A 15,847-nucleotide genomic window follows, 5' to 3' on the forward strand; every position below is an offset into this window, starting at 1 on the left:
ATCGGGCGAAAGTCAAATGTTATTCCCGCTTTTTCAGCTATAATATTCAAGGCATTAAATATTCACTTTCCGCAGGTCTTAGAATGAATAGTATACTTCTTTTCCGGCAAAAAAATCCCTGCACAGGGTATCGCATACTTTTGCTGCGTCCTCTTTAATCCAGCCATTCCGGTCAGGGTCATGAATAAAAAACAGATAGCTGATAAATATATCCATGAAAATCAATCCTTCAATATACCGTACCTGATCAAAAGTGAAAGTGGACCTTGAAGCATAACCCAGCAATAGGGTTTGCCTTAATTCGCTTGGAAGGATGGAAGATGCGCTGCCCAGGTCAAATAGGTAATAGCCATAACCGAACAATCCAAAGTCTATATAACAGGGACCCTCATTTGTAATAATGACATTCCCAAGTTGAACATCGGCATGTATGAGCCCCCACTCTTGTTGAGCATCCAAATCCCTCAGTTGGCCCTTTACATATTCCAGAACCTCCCTAATGATCTCATAGTGCTCTTGACTGTACAGGCTGGCTTCAATTCCATATCTAAGTTCCTCGATCGCACTATCCCGGCTACTCGGGCAAGAACAGTTAAATACAAAGAAGCCCTTAACAAAGCGGCTTCGTAATAATCCTTATAGAACGGCTTTTTGCCGGCAAACCGGCCTTCCGGCGGAGTTCTCCCCAGTGCCCCACCTTTGATTGCACACCCTTGCTCTAATCCCGGTCCGGCCTCAGGAACCCCCTGTTAACAGAGCTTCCACTGTTTCCGTAACGGCTTTGACCTGAAAGGGCTTCGTAATATACCCGGCAAAACCTGCACCTTTGGCCCGCTCAATATCCAACCTCTGGGCAAAGGCGCTGATCGCCAAAACCGGGATATGCCGGGTCTCCTCTTTCGACTTTAAAGACTCCAATGCCTCATAACCACTCAGGTCGGGCAAGCCGATATCCAAAATAATCAGATCCGGCAGCTTCTGCCTGGCAATCTGCAGACCAAGCTCACCCGTATCAGCTTTCAGCAGTAATACGGAGGGCAGATTTCTTTTGAAAATATGATGCATTAAATCCATGTTGAGCTCATTATCTTCTACATAGAGCACCGTCTGCTTGTATTCCCCCATTCATTAAGTCCCCCTAAATGTTTGATGCGCAATATACCTAGTCAGGGAAAAATAAAAAAGCCGAAGAAAGGGTCATCTCCCCCTTCTCCGGCTCATGTTCGGCTCATTTGCATGTCCGACCCATTTCCACCTCATTTATGATGTTTAATGAAAAGTATATGCTATCACACTGGTATCCTTGTCGAAATCCCAATCCACATAAATGTCAGACAGCTCCTTGCCAAGCATCGGCGCAATTGTGGTGGTATCCTCCAAATAACGTTTTTCCATTTTGCGTTTCGTTGTTTTGAGTGTATTCTCATAGCCGAGGCCAATCAGTTCCTTCTCCAGAGGAATCAGAATTCCCTCACGCTTGATGATCAGAGTGCGCGGGCCAAGCCACCAGGAGTCGGTAAATTCCGGTTCCTTCTGCACTTTCCTGCTCACTTCATTAATCTGGGCATGGACTTCTTCACGCCCGGCATAATCGTCGACAGCCACTCCGCTGTGCTTGATGAGTGCAACGATCATTCCTGACGCGTTATGTATGCCCCAATCATAAAAAATCTCGCTGACCTCAATAGCCATCTTGTCCTTCAGGTAAGCCGAAAGCTCGGGAAGCAGTGATTTCATCAGGAGCTCCCGCGTGTAGCGGAACGCCTGCTCCTCTTCCTTGTTTAATAAAAATCTCTCCACAGGCCCGATAAAATTGCGGATATGCATGGCGATGCATTGCTCTCCGATAGATGCATGTATGGATTCGGGGCCTTTCCCGAAGCGCTCTCTCAGCAGTCTTCCTGTGTAACTGGAAAGTTGGCTAGTAAGTTCTGTAGTACTCATCAAATTTCCTCCAGCATTATATTCTTTTGTCTGTGTCTAACTGTATGGGGAGACTCTCCGCCTGCTGAAGAACGGTTCGTACACCTTAGTATAATCTCAACTGCCAGCTTCGTACACACAAAAAAATCACCGCATAATTTGACACGCAAAATTATATTGTGTACAATTTAATAAATAAAATTATTTCATTACATATTGCGGAAGGATGATTCAGCAATGAGCATATATCAATATACCGCACGTAACATTCGGGGCAAGGAAACCAGCCTTGAACAATACAAGGATAAAGTCCTGCTGATTGTGAATACCGCCAGCAAATGCGGGTTCACTCCGCAATATTCCGACCTTCAGAAGCTCTATGAGAAATATCAGGATGACGGATTTCAAATTCTGGGATTTCCCAGCAACCAGTTCGGGGAGGAACCCGGAACCAACGAAGAAGTAGACGTCTTCTGTCAAATTAACTACGGAGTTAGCTTCCCCCTGTTTGAGAAGGTTGATGTGAAAGGCGAAAATAAACATCCCCTGTTTCACTATCTGACCGGTCAGGCGGGCTTTGAAGGCTTTGATGAAAGCAATGCCAGCGGGAAGCTGCTGCATGCCATGCTTCAGGAGCGTGAGCCTGCAACACTGGCTGATGACGAAGTGAAATGGAATTTCACCAAGTTCCTTATTGACCGTAAAGGCCAAGTTGTAAAGCGTTTTGAATCCTACAGCGATCCGCTGGACATTGAGCCGGCCATTCAAGAACTGCTGTAAAACAGTTCAGTTACATAGTGCCTGCCAATATATGGATACGACAAGAGGGCGTCCCGGAAGCCATGTTCATTCACGGCTTCTGGAACACCCTATTTATGCTTGCAAAAGAACCGAATGGCTTGCTTCACTTGCCACGGTACGTTTCAGTGAACACTTCAAAGAACGGCGTAGTGTCCCTTTCTGCCATTGTATCCTGTACCCCGGGACTCCAGCCAATCTCCGCCCGCCAGCTTCCGAGCAGCCCGGAAGCAATCAACTCCTGCTCATCCACCGCAATCTGCTCATCTCCCTGGGGCGCTACATAGAGCGCATCCGCCGGACAATAAGCCTCGCATATGAAGCAGGTCTGGCAGTCCTCCTGCCTGGCGATGACCGCAAGCTTGCCCTGCTGGCCTTCGCCTCTTCACGCAGCATAGCGTCCGGCTGCACATACCAGACCCCTGTACCTGACGGGGCGGTTGCCCCGCTGGAATAATTCAGCACCTTCAGACGCAGCTCTTGAAAAGAGGTAGTCGTCTTCCTGCGCGGATAAGGCAGATCGACCGGAACGACCTTGCGGATTTTGCCCGGGCGCGGCTCCAGAATGACTACCCGGTTACCCAGAAAAACAACTTCATCAATGTCATGGGTTACAAAAATCATCGTGGTCCGGTTCCGCCGCCAAATGTCGAGCAGCAGGATCTTCGGGTTCCGCAGCAGCGCCCGGGCAATCGCCACACGCTGGGCCATCCCTCCCGACAGCTCGCGGGGATAGGACTTTTCGAAGCCGGTCAGTTTCACCAGCTCAATCAGCTCATCCACCTTCTGCCGGATGTCCGGCCTGCCGAGCGGCAGGTCGGAGACGATATTCTTCTCCACGGTAAGCCAGGGAAACAGGCGGTGCTCCTGAAAGATAAACCCCTTATCAATACCCGGACCGCCAATCTCCTCACCTTCGAGAGTCACACTGCCGGTATAACCGGTATCCAGACCGACGACGATGCGCAGCAGCGTGCTTTTGCCGCAGCCGCTGGGTCCAATCACTGTAATAAATTCGCCTTCCTCTACATGCAGATCAACCTCATGCAGTGCCTGTACCTGCCCGCCCGCTGTATCAAAGCTCTTGTTCAAATTCTACAAAAAAAACAGAAGAACCTCGTGTGAAATAACACGGGCACCTCTGTCTGAACAGTCGGCAGTTAATAATTCGAAGTAAATCTATTGGAATTTGTAACAAACAAATGCATTAAATAGGCTTCTTCTGAAGATACTCGACTGAAAGCCCTCCACGGTTCACAGAACATTTATCATTTACTCATATACTTACATTTTGTAAGCAGTTATGTTATAATCATCAATATTCCTTCTCACACCGGACCAGTTACCATTTACTATATTTAACATTCTATTGAACAAGGGGTCAGCATTTATGAATAACAGCGTTCCGCAAGAAAACGTGCCGGAGTTTGAATTCGGTATTTACACACTCGGCGATATCGTAACCGATTGTCATACAGGTCAGACCATCAGCCCCCGGCAGCGTCTCCATGAAGTCATCGCAGCGGCTAAGCTGGCTGATGAGGCGGGGCTGGACGTGTTCGGTGTCGGTGAGCATCACCGGCTTGATTTTGTTATCTCCTCGGTGCCGGTCGTACTCGCGGCAATTTCGCAGGCCACGAAGCGGATCAAGCTGACTAGCGCCACAACGGTGCTGAGCACCATTGATCCGGTGCGGGTCTTCGAAGACTTCGCCACACTCGATCTGCTGTCGGACGGCCGGGCGGAGATCATTTCCGGACGTGGTGCTTTTCTGGAATCCTTCCCCCTGTTCGGATACGAGCTGGAAGATTACAAGAAGCTGTTCGCGGAGAACCTAGATCTGCTGCTGGAGCTCAATCAGCATGAAGTCATGAACTGGGAGGGAACCTTCCGCTCCCCGCTGAAGAATGCCGAGATTGCCCCGCGGCCTTTGCAGCGGAAGCTCCCGCTCTGGGTCGGCATTGGCGGTTCGGCCGAAAGTGCCGAAAGAGCCGGTACGCTTGGTATTGGGATGGCTATCGCCATTCTCAGCGGCAGTCCTGAACCCTTTCAGAATCTTGCCGAAACCTACCGCAGAAGCGGAGCCAAAGCCGGTCATGCCCCAGAGGACTTAAAGATCGCCATCACCAGCCACGGATATATTGCGAAGACGTCACAGCAGGCGCTGGACGAGTACTATCCTTACTATTACAGTTACCGCAATACCATCAGTCCGCATCCGGGCCAGGAGTACGGAGTATCCCGCAGCGATTTCGGGCGTTTCGTCTCTCCTGTTAACACGCTTGCTGTTGGCAGTCCGCAACAGATTATAGAGAAAATCCTGTACCAGCATGAACTGTTCGGCCATAACCGCTTTATGACCCAGCTGGACATCGGCGGACTCCCCTTTAACAAGGTAGCGACGGCTATTGAGCTGCTAGCCACCGAGGTGGCACCAGTCGTGCGGCGGGAAATTGCCAAGAAGCGTAGCAGCCGGTCTTCGCATCAGGAGATCTAAGAAACTGGGCGTACCCAAGTGGAAACTGCTTTGCCGTCCTTTTCGCAGGACGGTTATCGTTTCAGCGAGAAAGAGAAGGATAATTTACAGTGCGAAGCATATAAATCGCTTACATTTACAAAAAGGGGTCTCCGGCTGATGCCGGAGACCCCTTAACTAATTAGGCGAATGAAGGCTTGCTGTTGTCGACCTTCCCGCTGATAAGCTTCTTGTATTCCTCATCTCCGCCATCCAGCGACGGCGCAATATATACGTGGCCTGCCGAAGATGCTGGCTTTGCTGCCCGGCCTGCACTTGTCTTGCCCTTAGAGCGCCGGGTCCCTCCGGAACTGCTGCCGTTGCCGCCTGCGGATCGGCGGACCGCACTGGACAAACTGACTACACCCTTCATATTCTTCATGCTCCTAGTCCCCTCCCACTAAATAATTGACGGTACGGAACAAATCGCGGTTGTAAGCAACCACTGTGGTAAGATCCTCCGCAGACAGTCCGTCGTCTCCCGAGAAATGCACAGAAAGGACATGCTGCTCCCCTAAAGGATAGCATAGGATATATACCTCGGCAACTTCAGTACGCTGAAAAAAGGTCCATTCCTTGCTCAGATAAGCATCGAGCACACCAGGCCGTTTCCCTTTGTCTTCACTTAATGAAAAAGGGTAACAATGCCCACGGCCCACATTTCCTCCTACCTGTATCAGACCTTCCTTCTCACTTTCCCGCCAGAGCGCGGCGCCAATCACCCGGCATTGTCCGGGCGGCAGAAAGGAATTGCGGATAGCCTCGCTGAGCGCCTGGTATTTCTCTCCACCCTGAGCTCCGGCCACATTACTATTATATTGCCAGAAGAAATGAAGGATACTTTCCTTGCGCCTAAGCTCCAAGCCCAAATGTTCCAATTCCTTCAGAGGATCGCGGTAGCTCCCCTGCTCCTGAATACTGTCCAGGATCTTCCCGCAGCTGACATCAACGGCTGCCACCGGATTATCATGCTGCCATTCATACTCCAGCGGGGTGAGTCCGGACAGATCGGATAAGAGATGATACTCTTCGATATTCTTGCCGGGAATCAAATCCATGCGCGGGGCTACCCGGTCCGGAAGCAGGCAAAAGACACGTCTGCGCCGCAGCCTGGCCCAGAACAGCCCCATTTCGAACTGTGTATTATCACGGGTGACATAATAATATTTGCCGCGGATTTGAGCCACATCATCAGGTGAAAAGACGAATACGGCAAAATCGCTTTCATCCAGATGTCTCTCCAGCGCCTCCATCGTATATTCATTCGCACGGAAGGCATTGGCATACCAAGGATTAACCTCGGCTTCTCGCTTTAGCTGTTCGTGGATCGCCCGGGCGTAACGGATGGATTCCCTGGATGATCCGATGAATAGTTTGGGTCTGGTCACGACGGCACTCCTTTACAAACTTTTCCAATATCCAACAATTATACAGCGCTTTGCCACTTTGGAACAGAGGTTTAATTTCTATTAAATTTTAACCAAATCCTTTTCTTTGACCGATGAAACGGGTAATAGACATTTATCCATCCGGGAAGAGAGGAAATTTATGAACAAATTTATACATACCGCAGTGCTGGCAGCCTGCTTGCTCACCGGAAGCATGCTGCAGCCTGCAACCAGTTCCGCTGCAGGCGCCTATACAGCAAAAGTGAGTGCAAGCTCCCTCAATGTACGCAGCGAGCCGGCAGCCAATGCGGCTGTCACAGGATCCTTAAAGAGTGGCGCACAGGTGACCGTTACCGATGAACAGCATGGCTGGGCAAAAGTGCGGTCCGGTTCAGTCTCCGGCTGGGTTGCGGGGTATTATCTCATAAAAGTAAGCGGGACAGGCGGTGAATCCCGTGCAGCAGTTGCTGTATTTACATCCGCCAAGACCTCCGGAAGCGGCGGCAGCACAGCAATGGTTACAGCCGATTCCCTGCGCATCCGCGGAGGTCCGGGAACCGGTTATAAGATACTCGGGGCGTTAAAGGCAGAGGACTCCGTAACTGTTCTGCTGCGGCAGAACGGTTGGGTGCGGATCCGCACCGCCAGCGGGGATACCGGCTGGGTCGCAGCACAGTATATTGCCGGCGGAAGCTCCGCGAGTACAGGAAGCGGCAGCCGAACGACTGGCAGCCTTAGGCAGATTGGCGGGATCAATGGCAAGCGGATCGTCATTGATCCGGGTCATGGCGGCAGCGACCCGGGCATGCTCGGCACATCCTTTGACACGTTGGAGAAGGATCTAAATCTGCAGACGGCATTGTATGTCCGCGACTACCTGACAGCCAAGGGAGCCCGTGTGGAGCTGACACGCGCCCAAGACCAGCGCCCTTCCCTCACCAGGAGGGTGCAGATCGGGCAGTCTGTAGGAGCGGACGCTTTTGTCAGCATCCATTACAACTCCTCCCCGAAGAATGTAAGCGGCACGCTGACTTTTTATTACTCGGAATCGGATGATCTGCGCCTGGCACGCTCCATTGAGAACCGGCTCGGGCAGGGCATCGGCTTGAAGAGCAATGGAGTATCCTTCGGCAACTACCATATTCTGCGGGAGAACAACCTTCCGGCAGCACTGGTGGAGCTCGGGTTCCTAAGCAACCGGAACGATGAAGCGGTCGTCCGCACATCTGCCTATCAGAAAAAAGCCGCCAAGGCAATTGCCGAGGGGCTCGCGGACTATTTTAAAGGTTAATGGCGAAACGGCTATATACTGATTTCTTTGATTTTGAGATCCCTCATTTTGCCAAGGTCGATATATTCACCATCTATCTTGATTAAGGGCGTTTCGATGTTATGGGGATTCAAGTAGACAATTTCACCGACACGGCCGTCGGTTAAGATCACATCGCGCCCGACGGTCCGTTTCACAATATTCTCCAGGAACACGGAGACCACATGCGGGTCAAGCGCCCCAAAGCTGCCTCTCCTCATCTGCTCCACAATGAGATGGAACGGCATAGCTTCATGATAAGGCCGTTTGGAGGACATCGCATGAAAGATGTCGGCAACGGCAACGATTTTGCTGTAGGAATCAATCTGTTCCTCCTTCAGCCCCAGCGGATAACCCTTGCCGTCATTTCTTTCATGATGCTGGAGTGCGGTCAAGGTGATATGGGAATTCGCCCCCGTTGTCTCCTTGAGCATCTCATAGCCATAGATTGTGTGCTTTCGGACAATGGCGAACTCTTCAGCAGTCAGCTTGTCCGGTTTATTTAACAACTCGGGAGGAATTTTGAGCTTGCCGATATCATGCAAGGTTGCAGCTAGGGAAAGCACCGACAGCTCCGCCTGCCCCATATTCATCCATCTGCCAATCAATGTGGATAACACACCTACGCCGATATTGTGCTGGTATGTATAATCGTCCTTCCCCTGAATCGCTTCGAACAGCGCAAAAATATCGGGAAGGAGTGAAATCTCCTGAACAACTGGTACAACATCCTTTCTTATATCCGCCAATGGAACTTTGCGGGTTAATCTGAAAGAATTAAATAAATCCTTCGACACTTCCACTACACCGTTGACCATCTCGCGGCAGGCCGGCGTCTGTGGTTGTTCATCGGTGAATACGATATCCAATGTATTGATTCTTTGCTTGCGGATGAGTTCCAAATGTTCTGCGTTCAATACGCTTCTTGCCGGTATTACAGTTACACCGTACGCATTGATCAGATCATTTTTGAGGATTCTGCCTAAATAACTATCCATACCATACCAACCCTCCCATTTAACCGATAAAATGATGTGCGATATCCGTATGACTATTATCGGTAAAAGATGGGGAATTCTGAAATTTATAGGACGGCTCCATTTTTTGTCCATAGTGGAGTGGTTATTTCGCTACAGAGAGTTCTCCTGCTTGCGGTATTCACGCGGAGTCTGCCCGGTCGATTTCTTAAAAACCCGGCTGAAATACTTCTCATCCTCATAGCCGACCAGCTCCGAAATCTGCGATAGCCGCAGGTTTGTATTTTGCAGCAGCGTCTTGGCCTTGTCTATTCTCAGTGCAGTTAAATAATCGGACAGGTTCTCCCCGCTGATCTGTTTGAACTTGCGTGACACATTCTCCCTGCTGATAAAAAAGCGCTCGGCGATATGCTGAAGCGTCATGTCCTTGGCGTAGTTCTGATTGAGGTAATCCCGGATTTCCTGAACAAGCCGGCTGTCCGGTGTCTGAGAATTCCCTTTCCACAATTGCTGCAGCATGGTCTTTAACTGATTCCGCCAGTGCTCAACGGAGAAAAGCCCCTCTTCGTCATAACACAGCTCAAAGGTAATCTCCTCATTCTGCCGCCAGCGCATCAGAACGGCGCGGATCTCTTCCTGCTGGTGCAGAAAGTTATTCTCGGTGAGCAGCGACAGCCCTGAAAGCTGATCCGCCCATTCATCAACCACCCGTTCCATTCTCTGCAGATCCCCCGATAATACAGCCACCCTGAGCTTGTCCAGCAGCGATTCCAGCACGTGGTCTTCCACAGACCCACTCTCCTCCGTCAGCTCCCTGTAATGATAAATGCGCCCTTCCCGCTGCAGGAGATTGCGCTCACTAAGGCCTTGACGCGCCTGACGGAAGGCGTTTTGCAGCCCTTCGGGAAAAGCCACGGGCCGGCTGAGTCCTATATCCACCTGTACCCCATAGGTCTGTTTGATCGATTCATTGATAAGCCGCACCCACACTTCCGCATCCAGAGCCGCCGTCCAGAAAAGAATGACAATATCGGTGCCGGCCTGCCAGCTGCGAAAGGCAAAGCCGCTTCTCCCGGGGGAGATCACCTCATTGCAGACGTTCGCCAGCACGAAGGAGGTCAGCGGCACATCGCCATGAAACCGCTCCAGCAGGCGGCAGTTTGCACGCTGGAGCGAGATTACGGCAACTCTGCAGGTTGCCGCATCCCCGGGCAACCCCAGCTCTTCGCACAAGGAAGGCTTCAGCTCCTGAAATGAGGCATGACCGGAGACCAGATCCGAGAGCATCTTGTCCCAGTACAGCGGCCGCAGCACATTAAGCTGCATATTCTGCCGGTGACTCTGCTGCCGCTCCTCCTCTTCCTCCAACCACAGCTTGAAGGCATGCTCGGCTGCGGCAATCAGTTGTTTGCTGTTCAGGGGCTTCAGCAAATAATCTGTCCCGCCGTAGACGATTGCCGGCTTTACATAATTGAAGTCCTGATACCCGCTAATGACGATTGTCTTCGTATTCGGGAAATGATGATGCAGCCATTCCAGCAGCTCCGCACCGTCCATCAGCGGCATCCGCATATCCGTGAAGACAATCGCCGGCTGCTGCTCCTGCATAATCAGCGTAGCTTCCTGCCCGTTGGTCGCCTCAAAAATCTCTGAAATCCGATATTTCTCCCACGGTACAAAATAGCGGATCGCCTCACGCACATGCTTCTCATCGTCTACAATCAGCACCTTCATCTCACTTGCCGCTCCTTTGGGTCCATTGCACTCCCTTAATTTGTTGGGTCCATCTTATCCAGCGGAATAATAAGTGTCACCTTAACCCCGCCGCCTTCAACACTCTGCAGCAATAGCTCTGCCCCGCTGCTCATCTGCAGCCGCACACGCGCCAGTACGTTGTGCAGCCCAATCTCTTCGTGCTCTGTCCGGCCGCTCTGCTGAAGTCCAGCTGTAATTTCCTCCAGCCGTTCCGCAGTGATTCCTTTGCCGTTGTCCTTGACGGCAAGCCGCAGGCTGCCGTTGGCATCCAGAGCACAGGTGATGGAGATTACAGCCTCGCGGATCCCGTCCGTAAACCCGTGCTTGAATATATTCTCAACAATGGGCTGCAGAATCATCTTGGGCACGGCAATCTCCAGAGCAGCTTCCTCTGCATCAATATCCAGCCTTAAGTTCTCTTCCCCGAAACGTTCCGTCTGCAGGATCACGTAATTCTGCACATGCTCCAGTTCATCACGAAGCGGGACCTGCGTCCGCTCCGTGTTCATGGAATAGCGCATCATACTGCCAAGCGAATAGATGAGATCATACACCTTGGGTGCATTGTAGCGCAAGGACAGACTGGCAATGGACTGCAGGGCATTATACAGGAAATGAGGATTGACCTGGGCCTGCAGCGCCTTCAGCTGATTGGTCTTGTTGGCCAGCTCAAGTTTATATTCCTTTAAGATAAGATCGTTGATCGTCCGGGTCATGCCGGTGATTTTGCGTGTCAGGAGGCCGAATTCATCTTCCCGTTCGGCATCCATATGCGCATCAAGCTGACCAATCTGCACTTTCTGGGTGAAGGAGATCAGCTTCTTGATTGGCCTTGTGAATCCGACGGAGATTAATACCGCGCTGAGTCCGCCAAGGATCAGGAACAGCACACCGATTCCGGTGTTGAACCGGGTGATCGTTCTGGCATCGCCATACAGATCTTCATAGGGAACCAGCTTGATGATGCTGCCCTTGAACAACGTATTCTCAATGTGGCGATACATCACAATACCCTCGAAACCATCCTTCTTCCAGGTGAAATGGCCATTGTCATCCTTCCCCGGCAGCTGGCTCCAGCCCGCGGTGACCGGTTTGCCGATCCAATCGGAATCAGATGCAAACAAGGCCTCCCCCTGTTCATTCAAGATATAAAGCCGTTCTGTATCCGAATTGTACATGGATTTGACGATTCCCTCCAGCTCCCCCAAGCGGAAATCAATCGACAGATCGGCCAGAACAGCATCGCTCGGCGTTCGGTAAATGGGGAAATGAGCAGTAAAAACCGGCACAGTACCCGATTTCAAATTGGGGAATCCGGACTTCATCCCGTATTGATGATCCATATGCGTAACCTCAATATAAGGCCGGTACGTTTCCTCAGGATGGATCAACGGGACATAATCATCTTTGTTCTCCCGGCGGAACAGCCCGCCGAGCACCAGATTCGACTGCTTGGCCGCCCGGACATACAGGTGAATCTGAAAGGTGTTGCGGTCGGAGAGGAAAAGGTTGTACAGCTGGGTTGAGATGATCGCCCGGTTATCCGGCAACACAGCGTTTTCCGGAGCATTATCCGGATGTTTGGCCGTAAGCAGGCTAGTATAGAAGGAGCTGGGGACATTGATTCCGCTGTACAGGGACATCGCCTGCTGATTCATGCCGCTGAAATAACTGCTGAGATTGGCCTCCCCAAGCGTCAGCAGCTTCGTATTCTGCTTCACCGACTGTTCGGTTACCGATTGCTTGGTATAGAGATATGAGAACGTTACGGATATCCCCGACGGGATCACCGAGGCCAACAGCACAAGCGCCATCAGCCGGGTCCGGATACTGTTTCTGAACATGCTCATTTCCTCCTGCAATATAATCCACTTTTATAATCACCAAATTGAGTGTTGATGACTCCTGCCTCTTCCTATAATGAGGGTATGAACCCGTTGAAAAACTATACAAAGGAGATTCCATATGAGAAAAGCTCTGCGTTTGCAAAGAGGCTGGGGACAGCAAATCGTTTTCCTCGGACCCTGCCTGCTCTTCTTCCTGACCATTGTGGTCACACCCTTCTTTCTCGGCTTTTATTATTCTTCCACCGACTGGAACGGGCTGGATCTGGACAAAGCAGTCTGGACAGGCGCCGCCAACTGGAAACGGATTTTTCTGAATGATGATAAGTTCTGGGAATCCCTGCTCTTTACCCTTCGCTTCACTATAGTGTCCGTAGTTGCCGCGAATGTGCTGGCACTGCTGCTGGCCTTCCTGCTGATGACAACACTGAAGACCAAGAAATTGCTGCGTACCATCTTCTTTATGCCCAATGTAATCGGCGGTATTCTGCTAGGATACATCTGGCAGTTTATCTTCACCAAGGGCTTCGGGACAATCGGCGAAATCACCGGAATCTCCTTCTTCCAGCTGCCTTGGCTCGGTACGCCCAGCACTGGCTTCTGGGGCCTTGTCATCGTATTTGTGTGGCAGACTGCCGGGTATATGATGGTTATCTATATTGCCTCGCTCGCCGGGATTCCAAAGGATCTGATTGAAGCGGCCAAGATCGATGGCGCCCGAGCCCCACAGCTGTTCAAAAGCGTCTATGTGCCTTTGATCATGCCGGCCATCACGATCTGCCTGTTCCTTACCACATCCAATGCCTTTAAAATGTTCGATCTCAACCTGTCGCTGACTAAGGGCGGACCGGGAACCTCCACCCAGTCGCTCGCCTATAACATTTATGCGGAAGCGCTGATCAACAACCGGTACGGTCTCGGCACAGCCAAAGCGCTGCTCTTCTTCGCTGCTGTATCACTGATCACCGTTACTCAGGTATGGATCACTAAGAGAAAAGAGGTGTCGGCATAATGAATAGCAGCAGATACCGTCCCGGAAATTTCATTCTGGAAATTGCCGCCATACTCCTGGCCCTTGTCTTCCTGTCTCCGTTCTACCTGGTGCTTAGCAACTCTGTTAAAGGGCTTAAGGAAATTCTGACTGATGCTGCATCGTTTCCGCAGGTTTTTGTGTGGAGCAATTATTCTAAAGTCTGGGACGCCATAGAATTCCCGCAGGCTTTCTGGAACTCTCTGCAGATTACCATCCTGAGCGTTATCTTTATTGTTCTGTTCAGCTCCATGGCCGCTTATCAGATCGTTAGAAAGCCGTCGCGCTTCAATTCCTTTGTTTTCCTGCTGCTCATCTCGGCGATGATTATTCCCTTCCAGTCGCTGATGCTGCAATTGGTCCGGGTAACCAGTATCCTGGAACTGCGCGGAGAACTTTACGGTATTGTCGCTTGCTATCTGGGGTTCGGGATGCCTCTATCAGTCTTCCTGTTCCACGGCTTTATCAAAACTGTGCCCTTTGAGCTGGAGGAAGCGGCCCGGGTCGACGGCTCCAATCCTTACGGTGTTTTCTTCAAAATTGTCTTCCCGCTGCTGATGCCAATTATTGTTACTGTAATTATTCTGAACACCCTTTGGATCTGGAATGACTACCTGCTGCCTGTGCTGGTCATCGGCGGGAATAAGGATCTGACTACACTGCCGGTAGCTGTAACCAAATTCTTCGGGCAGTACACTAAGAAGTGGGATCTTGCGCTCGCGGGACTGGTCATGGCCATTACACCGATCCTCCTGTTCTTCCTGACGCTGCAGCGTTATATTGTTGAAGGAGTTACTTCAGGATCCGTCAAGGGATAAAAGGGTTGCAACAATATCCACTTTTTCGAGCAAAATATTAAGTGTAAGTGTAAGGTCATATGCATTACGATCAAGTTGTAGGAACCACAGACCAGGGAGGTTATTCTATGAAAAGAAAGTTCACGTTTGTTATCGCAACCGTTTGCACACTCATTATCGCAGGTTGCGGCAATGGCGGCAATACTAATTCCGGGAACAATGGAACCGCTACCAACGCCCCGAAAGAGTCAGCAGCAACTGAGTCGACCAAAGCTCCTGCCAAAGATGTGACGATCAAAATGTTCCAGTTCAAGGTCGAAATTGCCGAACAGCTGAACACATTGGCTGAACTGTATGAGAAAGAAACCGGGGTCAAGGTTGAAGTCGAAACGCATGGCGGCGGCGAAGATTATGGCGCATTGCTCAAAGCGGAAATCGCTTCAGGCTCGGAACCGGAAATTTTCAATAACGGCGGCTACACCGCTCTGGTTCCTTATTTGGACCGCGCTACCGACTTGTCAGACCAGCCTTGGGCAGCAAAACTGATCCCTACCTCCAAAACTCCTGCTACTGTAGACGGCAAGCTGTACGGCATGCCGATGAATGTCGAGGGCTATGGCCTTATTTATAACAAGGATCTGTTTACCAAAGCTGGTATTACTGAAGAACCAAAAACACTGTCCCAGCTTAAGGACGCTGCCGCGAAGCTGAAAGCTGCCGGCATCACTCCATTTGAAGCAACCAACGAATGGTGGTCCATGGGGATGCACCTTGTGAATGTTGGTCTTGCCCACCAGCCTGATCCGAAGAAATTTGTCGATGATGTCAAAGCAGGTACGCAAACCTTTAAAGGCAATGCCGTGTTCGAGCAATGGCTTGATCTGGTGGATGTAATCTTCGACAACGCCCAAGATAACAAAATGACTACCGACTATGCGACTCAGGTTGCTGATTTCGCCTCCGGCAAAGCGGCAATGATGATGCAGGGCAACTGGACTCAGGGTGACATCGACAAGATTGACCCTGCACTGAACCTTGGCCTGCTCCCGCTCCCGATCAGTGATGAAGAAGGCACCATTCTGGTAGGAGTACCTAATAACTATGTTGTAAACAGCAAATCCGCACATCCGGAAGAAGCCAAAGCGTTCCTGAACTGGCTCGTATCCTCGGAGACCGGCAAACAATATTTGACGAAGGAATTCAAGTTCATTCCGGCTGAGACTGATATTGAAACAGCTGCAGAAGATATCGGCCAGGTTGCCGTTGCTGTCCAAGAAAAATCCGCAACTGCACTCGGCTGGAACTGGGATATGTTCCCTGACGGTGTAACTCAGGGCTTCGGCGCTGCGATGCAGGAATATCTCGGCGGACAAATTGACCACGATCAGCTCCTGGAAAAGCTGGATAAATCCGTACAGGATATCGTGAAGCAATAATCAGCGTATAGCTTATACATCCTTATGTACAAAAAGCCCCGCCTTCCGGTGTGCTGTCAGGTTATACCTGACAGT

General features: G+C 50.8%; 14 protein-coding genes and 2 pseudogenes. 6 read left to right on the forward strand and 10 right to left on the reverse strand.

Features of this window, described 5'->3' with window-relative positions; translation table 11 throughout:
- Nucleotides 1-78: 78 nt before the first annotated feature.
- From NSS79_RS30100 to NSS79_RS30110, 3 genes are all read right to left on the reverse strand, one after another.
- On the reverse strand, nt 79-216 hold the full coding sequence (locus NSS79_RS30100; RefSeq protein ID WP_342437282.1) for a hypothetical protein: 138 nt from the start codon (nt 214-216) through the stop codon (nt 79-81).
- Between the two features lie 519 nt (nt 217-735).
- Nucleotides 736-1,125, reverse strand: coding sequence for a response regulator (locus tag NSS79_RS30105; protein WP_342437283.1), 390 nt, complete (start codon nt 1,123-1,125; stop codon nt 736-738).
- Nucleotides 1,126-1,269: 144 nt separating this feature from the next.
- Entirely contained in the window at nt 1,270-1,944 is a 675-nt protein-coding gene (locus tag NSS79_RS30110) for a Na-translocating system protein MpsC family protein (RefSeq protein ID WP_342437284.1), read from the reverse strand.
- A gap of 216 nt (nt 1,945-2,160) precedes the next feature.
- Between NSS79_RS30110 and NSS79_RS30115 the strand changes: the two genes are divergently transcribed.
- Nucleotides 2,161-2,703: a glutathione peroxidase gene (locus NSS79_RS30115; RefSeq protein ID WP_076114027.1), complete on the forward strand. Its 543-nt coding sequence runs from the start codon at nt 2,161-2,163 to the stop codon at nt 2,701-2,703.
- Nucleotides 2,704-2,827: 124 nt separating this feature from the next.
- Here NSS79_RS30115 and NSS79_RS30120 read toward each other — a convergent pair.
- A pseudogene (locus NSS79_RS30120) lies at nt 2,828-3,082 on the reverse strand (ferredoxin family protein); the annotation flags it as partial.
- Nucleotides 3,083-3,177: 95 nt separating this feature from the next.
- A pseudogene (locus tag NSS79_RS30125) lies at nt 3,178-3,813 on the reverse strand (ABC transporter ATP-binding protein); the annotation flags it as partial.
- Between the two features lie 298 nt (nt 3,814-4,111).
- On the opposite strand from NSS79_RS30125, the gene NSS79_RS30130 reads away from it, so the two are divergent.
- Complete coding sequence (locus NSS79_RS30130) at nt 4,112-5,218, forward strand: LLM class flavin-dependent oxidoreductase (protein ID WP_342437285.1); 1,107 nt, start codon at nt 4,112-4,114, stop codon at nt 5,216-5,218.
- Between the two features lie 160 nt (nt 5,219-5,378).
- Here the strand turns inward: NSS79_RS30130 and NSS79_RS30135 are convergent, their stop codons facing one another.
- Together NSS79_RS30135 and NSS79_RS30140 are read right to left on the reverse strand one after the other, a co-directional pair.
- Nucleotides 5,379-5,618 carry a hypothetical protein gene (locus NSS79_RS30135; RefSeq protein ID WP_342437286.1) on the reverse strand — a complete coding sequence of 80 codons (240 nt, stop codon included), beginning with the start codon at nt 5,616-5,618 and terminating at the stop codon, nt 5,379-5,381.
- 4 nt (nt 5,619-5,622) lie between these two features.
- A complete protein-coding gene (locus tag NSS79_RS30140) occupies nt 5,623-6,624 on the reverse strand; it encodes a nucleotide-binding protein (RefSeq protein ID WP_342437287.1) in 1,002 nt (333 codons plus the stop codon).
- Between the two features lie 160 nt (nt 6,625-6,784).
- On the opposite strand from NSS79_RS30140, the gene NSS79_RS30145 reads away from it, so the two are divergent.
- Complete coding sequence (locus tag NSS79_RS30145; protein WP_342437288.1) at nt 6,785-7,915, forward strand: N-acetylmuramoyl-L-alanine amidase; 1,131 nt, start codon at nt 6,785-6,787, stop codon at nt 7,913-7,915.
- 11 nt (nt 7,916-7,926) lie between these two features.
- Here the strand turns inward: NSS79_RS30145 and NSS79_RS30150 are convergent, their stop codons facing one another.
- The 3 genes from NSS79_RS30150 to NSS79_RS30160 form a co-directional block, all read right to left on the reverse strand.
- Nucleotides 7,927-8,931, reverse strand: a complete 1,005-nt coding sequence (locus tag NSS79_RS30150) for an HD-GYP domain-containing protein (protein WP_342437289.1) — start codon at nt 8,929-8,931, stop codon at nt 7,927-7,929.
- Nucleotides 8,932-9,063: 132 nt separating this feature from the next.
- Nucleotides 9,064-10,644 carry a response regulator gene (locus NSS79_RS30155; RefSeq protein WP_341096487.1) on the reverse strand — a complete coding sequence of 527 codons (1,581 nt, stop codon included), beginning with the start codon at nt 10,642-10,644 and terminating at the stop codon, nt 9,064-9,066.
- 35 nt (nt 10,645-10,679) lie between these two features.
- Nucleotides 10,680-12,509 (reverse strand): histidine kinase, encoded by a 1,830-nt coding sequence (locus NSS79_RS30160; RefSeq protein WP_341096489.1) that lies wholly within the window; start codon nt 12,507-12,509, stop codon nt 10,680-10,682.
- A 121-nt stretch (nt 12,510-12,630) separates the two neighbouring features.
- On the opposite strand from NSS79_RS30160, the gene NSS79_RS30165 reads away from it, so the two are divergent.
- From NSS79_RS30165 to NSS79_RS30175, 3 genes are all read left to right on the forward strand, one after another.
- Nucleotides 12,631-13,521 (forward strand): sugar ABC transporter permease, encoded by an 891-nt coding sequence (locus tag NSS79_RS30165; protein WP_341096491.1) that lies wholly within the window; start codon nt 12,631-12,633, stop codon nt 13,519-13,521.
- A complete protein-coding gene (locus tag NSS79_RS30170; RefSeq protein ID WP_341096492.1) occupies nt 13,521-14,357 on the forward strand; it encodes a carbohydrate ABC transporter permease in 837 nt (278 codons plus the stop codon). The genes NSS79_RS30165 and NSS79_RS30170 overlap by 1 nt, the downstream gene beginning before the upstream one ends.
- A gap of 107 nt (nt 14,358-14,464) precedes the next feature.
- Entirely contained in the window at nt 14,465-15,772 is a 1,308-nt protein-coding gene (locus NSS79_RS30175; RefSeq protein ID WP_341096495.1) for an ABC transporter substrate-binding protein, read from the forward strand.
- Nucleotides 15,773-15,847 lie beyond the last annotated feature (75 nt).

This window comes from Paenibacillus sp. FSL L8-0436, assembly GCF_038593025.1.
GTDB lineage: Bacteria > Bacillota > Bacilli > Paenibacillales > Paenibacillaceae > Paenibacillus_AQ.

Bases quoted from the DNA above. Each gene is read 5' to 3' on its own strand.
- NSS79_RS30155 (WP_341096487.1), bottom strand. From the start codon at position 10,644: ATGAAGGTGCTGATTGTAGACGATGAGAAGCATGTGCGTGAGGCGATC.
- NSS79_RS30160 (WP_341096489.1), bottom strand. From the start codon at position 12,509: ATGTTCAGAAACAGTATCCGGACCCGGCTGATGGCGCTTGTGCTGTTG.
- NSS79_RS30145 (WP_342437288.1), top strand. From the start codon at position 6,785: ATGAACAAATTTATACATACCGCAGTGCTGGCAGCCTGCTTGCTCACC.
- NSS79_RS30105 (WP_342437283.1), bottom strand. From the start codon at position 1,125: ATGGGGGAATACAAGCAGACGGTGCTCTATGTAGAAGATAATGAGCTC.
- NSS79_RS30110 (WP_342437284.1), bottom strand. From the start codon at position 1,944: ATGAGTACTACAGAACTTACTAGCCAACTTTCCAGTTACACAGGAAGA.
- NSS79_RS30135 (WP_342437286.1), bottom strand. From the start codon at position 5,618: ATGAAGAATATGAAGGGTGTAGTCAGTTTGTCCAGTGCGGTCCGCCGA.
- NSS79_RS30175 (WP_341096495.1), top strand. From the start codon at position 14,465: ATGAAAAGAAAGTTCACGTTTGTTATCGCAACCGTTTGCACACTCATT.
- NSS79_RS30115 (WP_076114027.1), top strand. From the start codon at position 2,161: ATGAGCATATATCAATATACCGCACGTAACATTCGGGGCAAGGAAACC.
- NSS79_RS30170 (WP_341096492.1), top strand. From the start codon at position 13,521: ATGAATAGCAGCAGATACCGTCCCGGAAATTTCATTCTGGAAATTGCC.
- NSS79_RS30100 (WP_342437282.1), bottom strand. From the start codon at position 216: ATGGATATATTTATCAGCTATCTGTTTTTTATTCATGACCCTGACCGG.
- NSS79_RS30130 (WP_342437285.1), top strand. From the start codon at position 4,112: ATGAATAACAGCGTTCCGCAAGAAAACGTGCCGGAGTTTGAATTCGGT.
- NSS79_RS30150 (WP_342437289.1), bottom strand. From the start codon at position 8,931: ATGGATAGTTATTTAGGCAGAATCCTCAAAAATGATCTGATCAATGCG.
- NSS79_RS30165 (WP_341096491.1), top strand. From the start codon at position 12,631: ATGAGAAAAGCTCTGCGTTTGCAAAGAGGCTGGGGACAGCAAATCGTT.